Genomic DNA, 12,867 nt, shown 5'->3' with positions numbered 1-12,867 from the left:
GTGGAGATAGAAAGAATTAATGAAAATACAATCAAATTTTATATTTCTTATGTTGATATAGAAGAGCTGGGTTTCGAAAAAGAAGAAATCTGGTACAACCGGGAAAGAAGCGAGCAATTGTTTTGGCAGATGATGGATGAAGTCAATTATCGTGAAGACTTCAATCCGGAAGGACCGTTATGGATTCAAGTTCAAGCAATGGAAAAAGGACTTGAAATTGTTGTGACGAAAGCAAAAGTCTCTAAAAACGGCGAACATCTGGAATTGGAAACAGAAGATGGCAATATTGATTTACCGGTAGATAATCAGTTGGAAAATATTTTGGATGAGAAATTTGGAGAGAGCAAACAAGATACAGAAACTGAAAAGGACGATGAGATGGCAGAAGAAAATTTATGGATTATCGTTGAATTTGATGAATTTGAGAATCTGATTCAGCTAAGCCATCAGCTCCATGATTTATCTGATTTTGGAGAAGAAACGTTATACACCTATAAGGGGAACTACTATTTATATATGGAATTCTCTTATGATGTATTGGATGAACATCGTCAGGAAGATGTTATCAGTCAAGTATTGGAATATGCCTCCGATTCTTCGATTTCTATTCACTTATTAGAAGAATACGGGAAAAAGATTATGGAAAATGACACATTTGAACAAGTTCGCAACTATTTTCCAAAAGATGTGTAATAGAAGGCCTACAAGAAATCTTCTGATATGATTTGTTGTAGGTCTTTTTTTGTGAAAAATTTTAGCAGGAGAAAGGGGAATCGTGTCGAATTGTATATAGTAATGGAGGTGGTACATATTGCAGCGCGCAGTCAATAAACAGGGAGAGTCCATTCTGTTGTTTCGTCAATCGCAGAAGACAATTGCAGAATGGAAACAGGACAAGGGCCGTTTTTATTGTCCGGCTTGCCAGAAAAAAGTGATTATCCGGTCAGGGGAAAAAGTGATACCGCATTTTGCGCATTTGCCATATAGAGAGTGTCTGCTTGGAGGCGGTGGAGAAGGAGCTTATCATGAAAGAGGAAAGCTGCAATTATTCAAGTGGTTATCACGTTTTGACATGCAAGTCGAATTAGAAGTATATTTTCCGGAAATCTCACAAAGGGCTGATATTTTTATTCAAGTTGATCAAAAGAAAATTGCCGTCGAATTTCAATGTGCCAGAATCGCACAGGAAGAAATAATAAATCGGATGGAGGGTTATAAAACAATAGGCATAGAATCCATCTGGATTTTAGGAGCAAAATATTTGAAGCAGAAAGGAGCCTATACTTTTCAAGCTAATCACTTTCTGGATACATTTATTCGTTCCTCCCCTAACAAGCATTATCCACAGTTATTCTTCTACGATCCATTTATATCAGAGATGGCCGTTCTTCATCATTTATATCCGCTTCAAACCTCAAAGATTTTTGCTAAACAGCTTGTATATCCGCTTCATCAATTACATTTCAAACATCTTTTTCAAAAAGAAAAAATTCCTGGCTCTTTTACTGCTTATTGGGTAAAAGAAGTACGTTATCTTCGTACAAAAATAGAAAAATCATACGGAACCATTTATCAATTACGGAGATGGCTGTATAACAAGGGTTATTTATTTCAATGCCTACCGAGCATCTGCTTTATGCCAATACCTTATCATACTTCTGTGCCGGCTCCTTTTTATAAATGGCAGACCGAACTATACGTTTCTTGTTTAGCGCATTTGAAAACGGGTGACAGGGTAGAGATTGCTGAGCTGGAAAATCTGCTTTATTCCTTTTATAGCAAAGACATGATCGATTTTTCGGACGCATTACAACACTATCTTCAGTTACTTCACCAATCCGGATATATTGAAATACGCTCGTCCACTATTCTTCGGACCAATCAAAAAATTACTTCCTATTCTTCGCAAGAAAAAGCATTTCAAGGAGACCAATCTTTTTTTCATTCATTTTTCTCGGAAAAAAAAGCAAAATACGAGCATGATTACCCTTTGCTTCGTTATACTAAATAAGAAGCATAAAAACAGTATGGCTTTAATACATTTACATCGGAAGTATTGTGAAAAACTGAAAATACTGTTGATTTAACAAAAGGAGGCAATCATCATATGTCAAAAGCAAGCAAACAATTACCAAAGCGAGATGAGATTCCTGAAGAGTTTACTTGGCGTTTAGAAGACATTTTTGAATCGGATGAGAAATGGAAAGAAGAATTTCAAAGCTTGAAAAAGGATATTTCAAAACTTACCGCATATAAAGGGAAATTAGGGGATTCCTCTGAAACATTATTAGAAGCACTGCAAGTGCAGGATGCGTTGTCAGAACGTCTTGGCAAGTTGTATGTGTACGGGCATTTGCGTAGTGATCAGGATACAACGAATTCCTTTTATCAGGGTTTGAATGCACAAGCAGAAAATCTGTTGACTACTGCGTCCAGTCAATTCAGCTTTCTGGTACCTGAAATCCTGGAAATACCGGAAGAAAAGCTGAAGCAGTTTATTGATGAAAATAAAGATCTGCAGGTTTATAAAAAAGTCTTGGATGATATTAATCACAGTCGTCCGCATGTGTTAAGCGAGAAGGAAGAGATATTGCTGGCAGAGGCGGATGAACCGATTGGAGCTATCTCACAAACCTTTGGTATGCTGAATAACGCCGATTTAACTTTTCCTCATATCACAAATGCAGATGGGGAAGAAGTGGAGCTGACACACGGCAGATATTCCACTTTTATGGAATCGCCGGACCGAAATGTACGTGAACAAGCTTTTAACGCGATGTATGACACGTATGGTTCATTTAAAAATACATTTGCTGCCACGTTGAGCGGAGAAGTGAAATCACATAATTTTAATGCAAAAGTCCGGAATTATGAGAGTGCACGTCAGGCAGCTCTGGATAATAATCATATTCCTGAAGAAGTATATGATAATTTAGTGGAGGCAGTGAATGAAAAATTACCTTTATTACATCGCTATGCCAAATTAAGAAAGAAAATTTTGGGTGTAGATGAGCTGCATATGTATGATATATATACGCCGCTTGTAAAAGATGTGAAAATGCCTGTTACGTATGAAGAAGCAAAAAAATATGTTTTAGAAGGGCTAAAACCGCTGGGTGAGGATTATGCCGGCATTTTAGAAAAAGCGTTCCATGAGCGCTGGATTGATGTGGAAGAAAACAAAGGAAAAAGAAGTGGAGCCTATTCTTCCGGAGTTTATGGTACAAACCCTTACGTCCTTTTGAATTGGCAAGATGATATAAATAATACATTTACATTGGCTCATGAACTCGGGCACTCTGCACACAGTTACTATTCCAGAAAATATCAGCCTTTCCGTTATGGAAATTATTCTATCTTTGTGGCAGAGGTTGCTTCGACAACGAATGAAGCGTTATTAAATGACTATTTATTAGAGCATCTGGACGATGAAAAAGAAAAACTTTATATTTTAAATCACTTTTTAGAAGGTTTCCGTGGAACTCTATTCCGTCAAACGATGTTTGCAGAATTTGAGCATGACATTCATGTATTGGCTCAAAATGGGGAAGCTTTAACGGCAGACAAACTGACAGAAGTTTACTATGATCTAAACAAAAAATATTATGGGGAAGACGTTGTCAGTGATGAACGAATTGGATTAGAGTGGGCACGGATTCCACACTTTTACATGAATTATTACGTATACCAGTATGCTACAGGATATTCTGCCGCAACAGCATTATCCAAACAGATTTTAGATGGAGAAGAAGGAGCGGTGGATCGTTATTTAGGATTCTTGAAATCGGGCAGCAGCGAAGACCCTATTGATGTGTTGAAAAAAGCTGGTGTCGATATGACGCAGAAACAAACCATTTTAGATGCTCTGGATGTCTTTGAGGAAAAATTAACAGAGATGGAAGCATTATTGGATAAATAAAACGAAAACAGCCGGGTAGACATGTTGCCCGGCTTGTTTTTCGTTTTAGATATAATGCATCCTGTTTTAGCGCCGGTATCCTTTTGTTTTCTGGTGAGCGATAGACGCCAGCATACAGTAAATAGATGCAAGTAATAAAGGAAGCGTAATATAGACAGGCACCAAGTTCATAAAGCCTAATAAATTAAAGAAAAAGGCAATAACAACGAATAGTATGAATAAAAGAGGAAAAAAATTACGCCGCATGGGAATGCCTCCTTAGTGGTTTTTGGTATTACTGCATTATATGTCCGAGTTATTTTTTATAGAAGAGGATGTTCTATTTCGATGTACATGACATCATGTGTTTAAAAAAATAAGAAGTGAATTTTTTGTGAAATATTGAACATAATTATTGAAAACTTGAAAAGAACTTGCTAGAATATAATTGTAAGTTGATTACAAACAAATACCCCTTTTGTTTGATCATGAAACTTTCTCCCATCCCCCCTTTGTAGTTATACAAAGACGGAAAAAAGATACACGCTGCCCCGTGTATCTTTTTTATTAAGAGAAGAACCCCTGATTTGAGATGAAAATCAGGGGTTCTTTTGCTTTCAAAATGTTATTACGGAAAATCGTACGGAGTAAAGTTCTGTTATCTAGAAAAGGGAGTAGCGAAGTATGCTGTATCTCTAGAAAATCGGTTGATGTATTTTTCTAAATGGTGCCGAGGTATCTCCAATAAGATTCATTTTTTTCACGTACTCTTTCTACAATCTGCTGAAATTGCAGTTTTTTAAGTTCTTTTTCTGTTTTATCAATGGACCAGTCATAGATAACAGACAATTCTTTTGTTCCTACGATCTGTTGTAACTGTAAATAATCAATTAAAGATGGTTTGACAGATGGAATCGGAGTACGTTGCAGGATTTCTTTTAAAACAAATTCATAGATATCGTATGGATGAAGCCCGGAAATTTTTATACCGTCGTCTTCAATTTCCTGGTTAAATAAAACAATAGTAGGTGTATAATCTACATCCATCTCATTCGCCAGTCTCAAATCACATTGCAGTGCGCGCTTGGAAGTATCGGAGAATAAATCTGTATGAAATTCTTCTATATCTAAAGCCGCTTCATCTGCACACTTTAATAAAATATCTTCATTACAGATGTTCTGTTTATCAAAAAATAATGTCTCCTGTATTTTACGGATAAATTGTTTGGAGGCTTTTTTCCCTTGTAATTCAGCAGCTTTAATGGCCAGAGCTGGAACCCAAGGGTAGTCAAGGTTCTCACGGTTGCCCGTAATCCCGGTTAAATCGGGTTGTTTCTTTTGTTTCTTTTTATTTAAACCATTTGAGTTTAATGCTGCCAGTTGTCCGCTGATGACATGTTTTATTGTGAAAAAACGGCCGTATTCAACATTTAACTTTTTTAGATAAGGATCTAATGCCCAGCATTCAGAACATAATGGATCAATAAAAACATACATTTCAATCGGCTTTTGGACGTAGTTCATATAGTTAAAAGAAGAATCTATCGGATTAGAAGATGACAGTTCTTGTTGATTCCCATTCATTTCGAATGCTCCTTTCTAAGATTTAGGGGGTGTTCATCATATGATTAGCAGTTAATGTTAAACGCTCAATCATTTCTGTATAATAAGGTTCTTCTACTTGGTTTTCTATTAATGCCCGATTCATACAAGCTAGCCATTCATCTTTGGCGCTTGGCGTTATCGGGAAAGGAAGATGTCTTCTTCTTAACATAGGATGTCCTCGTTCAGCTTCATAGAGCCTGGGGCCACCAAAAAACTGTGTCAGAAACAACTTTTGTTTACGCATTGTTTCTGTTAAATCATCTGGAAATATCGGTATTAAAACGGGGTTTTCTTTGACGTATCCATAAAAAGTTTCAACAATGCTTTCTATTTTTTCGTAACCGCCAATTCCGCTGTAAACCGTTTCTACTTCATTTTGCTTCATATCATCTGCCCCTTGTACTAGTATTGTAGCAATATAGATTCACTTCATCAAATAATCTGTACCGTAACAGACACCGACAATCCGTTTATTATCAGAAAAGTGGTCTTACAACGAACGTTTTTGATTAAAAAAACGAGCGATCTTCGGAGGTGTATCCCGCAAAGGAATCTGATAGTTTTCAAGCAGGCTGTTAAAAATCTTTTCTCCATGATTTTTTGAAGTTGCTTCCAGCTCTAATTCAGCATCCTCCGTATCTAAATAAATACTTTTATCTAAAACCAGTAATGTATTTTGATAAGGGATTTCTTTTCGAAACGTAACCATACTCCCCAAATATTCCAGTGCAGCTACATCCATAGACATTTTTTTCAGCTGTGCTATGACATTCGGGGCTTCCGATGGTGTGCCGGCAGTCCAGGATAGAAATTCTTTTTCTGTCAGTTTATCATGTGTCTCTAATAGTCCATCCGGATGCGGTTCTTTTAATGTTAAAGTATATGTCCCATTCTTTTTTCGTATTCGTAATGCAGAACCGTTTTCTTTTAAATCAAAAGAGGGCGTTTCAAAATAATAATTTGTCTGTTCAATGGTCTCAGCCTGGGAAAATAAATCTCCTGCTAATTGGTTATATTCCTGAACGGTTAATAGATTTTTAAATTCGATTTCTATCTCTTGGCTCATTTATAAATCTCCAGTTCTAAATTTAGATTATCTTTATTATGGCGTGTATAGAGAAGCTTTGCAAAAAATAAAACTTATGAATAGAAAAGCTTCTTTTGTTATGGATGAAAGTGATTTTCAAAACGATAGGATAAGAACAGCGAGCACAGTTGCCCACTATATATGTGAAGCATATTTGGGACTGTTTTCTTTCAGCGTCCCTATTTCCTTTGTACTAATGCTACTCTGTGATAAAATAAAGAAAACGATATTAGTTTACATATAGGGTGATGTTCGATGGACTGGGGAAAAACGTTAGCGCCATATAAACAGGCGGTGGAGGAATTAAAAGTAAAGTTAAAAGGAATTCGTTCCGAGTATGAAAGAGAATCCAGTAATTCGCCAATTGAATTTGTTACAGGAAGAGTAAAACCGATACCGAGCATTATCGAAAAAGCGCGTGAACGGCAAATTCCTCTTGAGAATTTAGATACATTACAGGATATAACAGGGATAAGAGTCGTTTGTCAATTTGTTGATGATATTTATCCCATCGCCGAAATGCTCAGGAAGCGCAACGACTTTCAAATTATTGAAGAGAAAGATTATGTTTTTCATAAAAAGGATAGTGGTTACAGGTCTTATCATATGATTATTGAGTATCCGGTAGAAACGGTGACAGGAAGAATCATTGTGTTGGCAGAAATTCAAATACGTACACTCGCGATGAATTTTTGGGCAACCAATGAACATTCATTAAATTATAAATATGAAGGGAATTTACCTTCAGAGGTCAAGCTGCGGCTGCAAAAAGCTGCTGAGGCCGCATTTAAACTGGATGAAGAAATGTCAAAAATCAGAAGCGAAATCCATGAAGCGCAACGTGTTTTTCATCGGAAATCATAGGTAAAGGACGGGAAAATATAATGAAGTTTAAAATTGTTGCCAGAGGGGACAAGCGATCCAATAAATTAAAAGATATGATGCGGCGATATTTGGAGTCTTTCGGGCTGGAATATCATAAAGAAGAGCCTGATTTGGTTATCTCCGTGGGCGGTGACGGCACCTTTTTAGAGGCTTTTCACCGTTATGTTCACCGTTTGCAGGAAACGGCTTTTATCGGTGTGCACACCGGTCATTTAGGATTTTATACGGATTGGACACAGGAAGAAGTGGAGAAGCTCCTGGTTGAAGTTGCAAACACTCCATTTCAAACAGTGGAATATCCATTAATGGAAGTCATTATCCGTGATGATTTAGGAAAAAAAGAGGACAGGCATCTTGCATTAAATGAAGCCATGATTAAAACGGCAGATGGCTCTTCTGTGGTCTTAGATGTAGAGTTGAAGGGAGAACATTTTGAAACGTTCCGTGGAGATGGCATATGTATATCTACGCCTTCCGGAAGTACCGCTTATAATAAAGCGCTTGGCGGAGCCATTATTCACCCGTCGCTGGAGGCGATTCAAATAACGGAGAACGCATCCATTAATAATCGGGTTTTCCGTACGATTGGTTCGCCATTAGTTTTGCCGAAGCATCATACTTGTTTCCTGAAGCCGATGGTGGATAATTCCTTTTTAATTCAAATTGATCATTTCACGAAAAATTATCATGAAGTAAAATCCATACAATGCCGCGTAGCAGATGAAAAAATCCGTTTTGCACGTTTTAGACAGTTTCCTTTCTGGCATCGTGTGAGAGACTCCTTTGTGACCGAGGTAGAATAAATGACTGCAAGCATTCAAAAAAGCTGGGTGATTGATGATGCAGGCGCCCAAATGACGATAAAAGATTTTCTGCAAAAGAAGCTAAAGTTTTCAAGAAGGTTATTGACTGCTATGAAAAAAGAGGACGGGAAATGTTTTATCAATGAAAAGGAGGCTCATATTACAGAAAGCCTTCATTTGCATGACCAATTAATGGTCATTTTTCCAGATGAAACTCCAGGCAGTATTGAAGCAACCAAAATGGATTTGGCAATCGTTTATGAAGATGATGATCATTTAGTCATCAATAAACCGACTGATCAGGCTTGTATGCCAGGCATGAACGACCGTTATTCTTCTTTAGCAAACGGTATCCAAAGCTATTACAATGCTATTGGTCATCCAGCCACCGTGCATATCGTAACAAGATTGGACAAGAATACGTCCGGTCTTGTTTTAATTGCGAAAAATCGCTATACCCATGCTTTATTATCAGAAGCACAAAAAAAGAACCAGATTCATCGTACCTATGAAGCAATCATAACAGGAAAAATAAATCCTTCTGCCGGAACAATACAAGCGCCGATTGCCCGTAAGAAAACGTCCATTATTGAACGGGAAGTAAACAAGGAGGAAGGCAAAGAGGCCATCACCCACTATCAGACCATTTCTTCCCTTGTAAGGGCTTCCTCCGTACGAATTCAATTGGAAACGGGCAGGACGCATCAAATTCGTGTTCATTTCAGCCATCTTGGTCATCCGCTCCTTGGTGATGATTTGTATGGTGGCAGAACAGATGACATGCAGCGGCAAGCGCTCCATTGTTCAACATTGGAATGGATGCATCCATTTGAGAAAAAAAGCATGCGGTTTGATTGTGCACTTCCGTTAGATATGATGAATTGTGAGAAAAACTTAGCCATCACTTCTTTGAAAAATCAGTAAAACGATCTGGTTGAAACGGTTGATGGGAAGGTACGGAAACAATGCTTTGTTTTGGAAATTGAAAAGCGGTCAGTTTATTTCCAAAGACACAGCCCGTATCTATATTAATGGTCCGATTGATTTGGCGCGGTTCTAAAACCGGGGTATGGCCATATACAATCCAGAGTTCTCCTTTGTAATGTTTTGCCCAGTCTCGCCGGATTGGCCTTCCTTGATGGTCTGTCCGACCGGTAACATCTCCGTAGAGAACAAATGACTTTGTGCGGGAATTTTTCAGTCCAATGAGGTCTTCTTTTATCCCTGCGTGAGCAACAATAAGATTCGTCTCTTTACAATATAAATATAAAGGTGCTTTTTCATAAAGTGTCATAAACTTTTCCTGGATGTTTTGTTTTTGAGATTCATCCAATTCCTTCCACTCAGCTACCGTTGTTTCCAAACCATGTTTTTCCTGGACGTGATTTCCTAAGAAATAGCGGTATAGCTTATTACAGTGATTTCCCGGTACATAATATGCTATTTTTTGTTCAATAACTAACTGATAGACAAGTTGGATAACTGCGATAGAGTTTGGTCCACGATCAGTAAGATCTCCAACAAAAATTAATTTATGATCATCCGGATGCGTATACATATTGTTTTCCTGTCGATATTTCAGCTTGTCGAGCAGTTCCAAAAGTTCATCCAAACATCCGTGCACATCTCCAATAATATCGAATTGCAACTTATAACCTCCTCTTAGCAATGGATTGAATAAAGATTCTTTCCCTAGTATAACTTATTTTCTTTGAAGCATGTGATAATAAATGAAATATTTCATTCATCTCGATTACATAAAGTAGAAAAGCTTATTTTAAGGTATTTATTGAATGAATAAGTTTGAATTTCCTTCTTTATAACCCGGCTTTCGTCTTTTAAAAAGTAACTTCCTTTCCATAGGAACAGGGGGTTGATTGTTTCTTGCATACATCTGTTGACAAAGGTTAGAAGGTAAAGTGAAAGGTGACCGCTACGGAAAAACACTACGCTTTCCGCGGGCCCCGAGCTCACTCCTCCTCGATAAAGGAGACTTAGCGATTGGCAAGCCAAAAGGCGCAGACAGAGCTAAAGTCGCTCTTATGCCCCGCGGGTAAAAAAAGAAGTTCGCTTTTTTTCTGCGGGGTCTTCCCACTGGGGCTGGGACTGCGCTTACTCGTCCCATCGAAAACATTTGTACTTCGGAAAGCGGAGTGGTTGGCTGGAGCGGAGCTATACACCATATCCTGGTCATCCTGGAACAGCTAGTTTTATATGCTTCTTCTTTGTTGTGGAAGTTGAGTTTATAATAAAAAACACGCAACCGAATTAGTGATACAAAAAAGCTGTTAAGAAAAATAATAGCCAAATGACAAAAGGATTGACAGTGAGAAAATATGTATTTAAAGTAAGCTATGGGTAATAAAGTTGCCCTAAGGAAAAAATAACGAGGAAGGAGGAAGAAGTGTCATTCTGTAAATGAATAGCAAAGAAAAGGAGGAAAGGTGCTTATTATGGTGGATAAAGCTTGCTATTTGTTTCGCATCTTGTAAAATAGGGAAGGATGTGTAAGAATAAACAAACCGCTGAAAGAAAGGAGGAATTGCGATGAAAGCCGATCAATACGATGTTCAATATCAAGAGCAATTTCAAGAACATATTGATAAAGTTCAAGAAGCATTGGAAACAGAAAATTTGGAGGAGTTTCGAACAGAATTTCTGGAAATTCATCCATATGATCAGGCTGTGTTTTTCCAGCAGCAGGAAGCAGAAAATAGAGCGCAGATATACACGTATTTATCTCCTGAAGAAATGTCAGAGATATTAATCAATATTGATTTAGATGATGTCGTTGAGTTTTTTGAGGAGATGGATCCGAGATATGCTGCGATGATTTTTTCCGAGATGCCTGTCGATGATGCGGTTGATATTTTAAATGAGCTGGATAAAGAAAAAGTAGTCAGCTATTTAACCATCATGGATAAAGAATCTGCTGATGATATAAAACAGCTCCTTCATTACGAAGAAAAAACGGCTGGTAGTATCATGACAACAGAATATGTTGTGCTGTTTGAAAATCAAACCGTTGCAGAGACGATGAATCAGCTGAAAAAAGAAGCTCCAGATGCAGAGACGATTTATTACTTGTTTGTCCTCGATGATGTAAAACATTTAGTTGGTGTCTTGTCTATCCGGGATTTGATTATTGCAGATCATGATACACAAATTAAAGAAATCATGAGTACCAAAGTGGTTGCTGTATCGGTTGCTAAAGACCAGGAAGACGTTGCACAAATGTTTAGAGACTATGATTTTCTTGCACTTCCAGTAGTTGATTTTCAAGATCATCTTCTCGGTATTATCACTGTAGATGATATTTTAGATGTTATGGAAGAAGAAGCCAGTGAGGACTACTCCAAATTAGCGGCGATGTCCAACACGGATATTAAAGATGATACAGCCATTCGTTCTGCAAGAAAAAGATTGCCTTGGCTGGTTATCCTGTTATTTTTAGGTATGTTAACGGCTACTTTGATTGCCAGTTTTGAAGAAACCTTAGAACAAGTAGCTATTTTAGCTGCTTTTATTCCCTTGATTGGAGGAACAGCTGGTAATTCAGGAACACAGGCACTTGCTGTATCCGTACGTGGAATGGCAACAGGTGAATTCGAACATACTGGGAAATGGAAGCTTCTAGGAAGAGAAGCATTAACAGGATTAATTAACGGGGTCTTCTGTGGAATTATTCTTGCTGCTATTATTTTTATTTGGCAAGGCAGTATTTATTTAGGCATTCTATTAGGTTTATCTATTATGGGTTCCCTTCTTGTAGCAACATTAGCAGGAGCACTCATTCCGATGATAATGAATCGTTTGCATATTGACCCAGCGGTAGCATCAGGGCCTTTTATTACCACGATTAATGATCTTATCTCGACGCTGATTTACTTTGGAATGGCAACAGCATTTATGAGCTATTTAATTTAATTATCCAAGTAGAAAGGGTTGTCTCCATACCAGAGGCAATCCTTTTATTTCGGGAAAAAGAGCCATCATGCGTTTGACACAAAACAAATTATAGGTTCATACACTATACAAGATTAGCCGAGAAAGGGTGTAATGACCGATGACGGATAAAAATAAAGCGAAATCTCCTTTACTTTACATCAGCCAGCCTCAATTGAAAGAATCTGCGGCACCAATGCAGGATAATTATTTTGGTAATTCCGGAATACAGAAGAAAGCAGATGTAAACCAAGCACCACCCGTGAAAAAACCCCCTTTAAAACATCATAAAAAACATGTTGATAGTACTGTTCAGAAAGAAGAACAGCAATCAAGCAAGAAAAAATTTATGGAAATGTCCATTAACGAAAAAATAGATTATTTAACAAACCGTTCTGAATTTGCTCCGCCTGTAAGGTGTGAAGTCATTGTAAATGGCAATAAGAAATATCGGGGGATTATCCGCGAAAAAGAAGAGGATATCTTGTTTTTACAGTTAAGTAATCGAAAAAGCAGCATCAAAATACCGGTGGAAGATATTGAAAACATTCAATTATTAGGTTTTTAAAAGACACCGTCCAGGCTTCTGTGACCTGGATGGTGTCTTTTATCATGCTGCCTGTTACATGTGAGTTTCCTTGTGT

13 protein-coding genes are annotated in these 12,867 nt (G+C 37.6%); 8 read left to right on the top strand and 5 right to left on the bottom strand.

Annotated features, from left to right (window positions below):
• The 3 genes from mecA (at position 1) to pepF (ending at position 3,919) form a co-directional block, all read left to right on the top strand.
• The gene (gene mecA, locus B7E05_RS15070; RefSeq protein ID WP_080874977.1) at positions 1 to 693 is read left to right on the top strand and encodes an adaptor protein MecA; all 693 of its coding nucleotides are present in this window, start codon (positions 1 to 3) and stop codon (positions 691 to 693) included.
• Positions 694 to 811: 118 nt separating this feature from the next.
• Positions 812 to 2,011: a competence protein CoiA family protein gene (locus B7E05_RS15065; protein WP_179134550.1), complete on the top strand. Its 1,200-nt coding sequence runs from the start codon at positions 812 to 814 to the stop codon at positions 2,009 to 2,011.
• 96 nt (positions 2,012 to 2,107) lie between these two features.
• Entirely contained in the window at positions 2,108 to 3,919 is a 1,812-nt protein-coding gene (pepF, locus tag B7E05_RS15060) for an oligoendopeptidase F (protein WP_080874975.1), read from the top strand.
• Positions 3,920 to 3,985: 66 nt separating this feature from the next.
• On the opposite strand, the gene B7E05_RS15055 is transcribed toward pepF, so the two are convergent.
• The 4 genes from B7E05_RS15055 to B7E05_RS15040 form a co-directional block, all read right to left on the bottom strand.
• Positions 3,986 to 4,165 carry a hypothetical protein gene (locus tag B7E05_RS15055; protein WP_080874974.1) on the bottom strand — a complete coding sequence of 60 codons (180 nt, stop codon included), beginning with the start codon at positions 4,163 to 4,165 and terminating at the stop codon, positions 3,986 to 3,988.
• 453 nt (positions 4,166 to 4,618) lie between these two features.
• Positions 4,619 to 5,482, bottom strand: coding sequence for a ClpXP adapter SpxH family protein (locus tag B7E05_RS15050; protein ID WP_080874973.1), 864 nt, complete (start codon positions 5,480 to 5,482; stop codon positions 4,619 to 4,621).
• 22 nt (positions 5,483 to 5,504) lie between these two features.
• A complete protein-coding gene (locus B7E05_RS15045; RefSeq protein ID WP_080874972.1) occupies positions 5,505 to 5,888 on the bottom strand; it encodes a globin domain-containing protein in 384 nt (127 codons plus the stop codon).
• Between the two features lie 105 nt (positions 5,889 to 5,993).
• The gene (locus tag B7E05_RS15040; RefSeq protein ID WP_080874971.1) at positions 5,994 to 6,569 is read right to left on the bottom strand and encodes a CYTH domain-containing protein; all 576 of its coding nucleotides are present in this window, start codon (positions 6,567 to 6,569) and stop codon (positions 5,994 to 5,996) included.
• 276 nt (positions 6,570 to 6,845) lie between these two features.
• Between B7E05_RS15040 and yjbM the strand changes: the two genes are divergently transcribed.
• The 3 genes from yjbM to B7E05_RS15025 are packed head-to-tail and all read left to right on the top strand — an operon-like array spanning position 6,846 to position 9,202.
• Positions 6,846 to 7,454, top strand: coding sequence for a GTP diphosphokinase (gene yjbM, locus B7E05_RS15035; RefSeq protein WP_080874970.1), 609 nt, complete (start codon positions 6,846 to 6,848; stop codon positions 7,452 to 7,454).
• 20 nt (positions 7,455 to 7,474) lie between these two features.
• Complete coding sequence (locus tag B7E05_RS15030; protein WP_080874969.1) at positions 7,475 to 8,278, top strand: NAD kinase; 804 nt, start codon at positions 7,475 to 7,477, stop codon at positions 8,276 to 8,278.
• Complete coding sequence (locus tag B7E05_RS15025) at positions 8,279 to 9,202, top strand: RluA family pseudouridine synthase (protein WP_080874968.1); 924 nt, start codon at positions 8,279 to 8,281, stop codon at positions 9,200 to 9,202.
• Here the strand turns inward: B7E05_RS15025 and prpE are convergent.
• The gene (gene prpE, locus B7E05_RS15020; RefSeq protein ID WP_080874967.1) at positions 9,180 to 9,926 is read right to left on the bottom strand and encodes a bis(5'-nucleosyl)-tetraphosphatase PrpE; all 747 of its coding nucleotides are present in this window, start codon (positions 9,924 to 9,926) and stop codon (positions 9,180 to 9,182) included. The two genes, B7E05_RS15025 and prpE, sit on opposite strands and share 23 nt — an antisense overlap.
• 899 nt (positions 9,927 to 10,825) lie before the next feature.
• On the opposite strand from prpE, the gene mgtE reads away from it, so the two are divergent.
• A complete protein-coding gene (gene mgtE / locus B7E05_RS15010) occupies positions 10,826 to 12,205 on the top strand; it encodes a magnesium transporter (RefSeq protein ID WP_080874965.1) in 1,380 nt (459 codons plus the stop codon).
• Positions 12,206 to 12,344: 139 nt separating this feature from the next.
• Positions 12,345 to 12,791, top strand: coding sequence for a CotO family spore coat protein (locus B7E05_RS15005; protein WP_080874964.1), 447 nt, complete (start codon positions 12,345 to 12,347; stop codon positions 12,789 to 12,791).
• The last annotated feature ends 76 nt before the right edge of the window (positions 12,792 to 12,867 follow it).

Origin of the sequence: Oceanobacillus timonensis, assembly GCF_900166635.1 — a bacterium.
Lineage (GTDB): Bacteria > Bacillota > Bacilli > Bacillales > Amphibacillaceae > Oceanobacillus > Oceanobacillus timonensis.
Note: the sequence above shows the minus strand (reverse complement) of the source record. Positions and strands in the feature narration are given on the sequence as shown.

What these genes read in the sequence shown, in the direction of transcription:
- pepF (WP_080874975.1), top strand. Translation starts at nt 2,108, where the DNA reads ATGTCAAAAGCAAGCAAACAATTACCAAAGCGAGATGAGATTCCTGAA.
- B7E05_RS15055 (WP_080874974.1), bottom strand. Translation starts at nt 4,165, where the DNA reads ATGCGGCGTAATTTTTTTCCTCTTTTATTCATACTATTCGTTGTTATT.
- B7E05_RS15050 (WP_080874973.1), bottom strand. Translation starts at nt 5,482, where the DNA reads ATGAATGGGAATCAACAAGAACTGTCATCTTCTAATCCGATAGATTCT.
- B7E05_RS15045 (WP_080874972.1), bottom strand. Translation starts at nt 5,888, where the DNA reads ATGAAGCAAAATGAAGTAGAAACGGTTTACAGCGGAATTGGCGGTTAC.
- B7E05_RS15040 (WP_080874971.1), bottom strand. Translation starts at nt 6,569, where the DNA reads ATGAGCCAAGAGATAGAAATCGAATTTAAAAATCTATTAACCGTTCAG.
- yjbM (WP_080874970.1), top strand. Translation starts at nt 6,846, where the DNA reads ATGGACTGGGGAAAAACGTTAGCGCCATATAAACAGGCGGTGGAGGAA.
- B7E05_RS15030 (WP_080874969.1), top strand. Translation starts at nt 7,475, where the DNA reads ATGAAGTTTAAAATTGTTGCCAGAGGGGACAAGCGATCCAATAAATTA.
- B7E05_RS15025 (WP_080874968.1), top strand. Translation starts at nt 8,279, where the DNA reads ATGACTGCAAGCATTCAAAAAAGCTGGGTGATTGATGATGCAGGCGCC.
- mgtE (WP_080874965.1), top strand. Translation starts at nt 10,826, where the DNA reads ATGAAAGCCGATCAATACGATGTTCAATATCAAGAGCAATTTCAAGAA.
- B7E05_RS15005 (WP_080874964.1), top strand. Translation starts at nt 12,345, where the DNA reads ATGACGGATAAAAATAAAGCGAAATCTCCTTTACTTTACATCAGCCAG.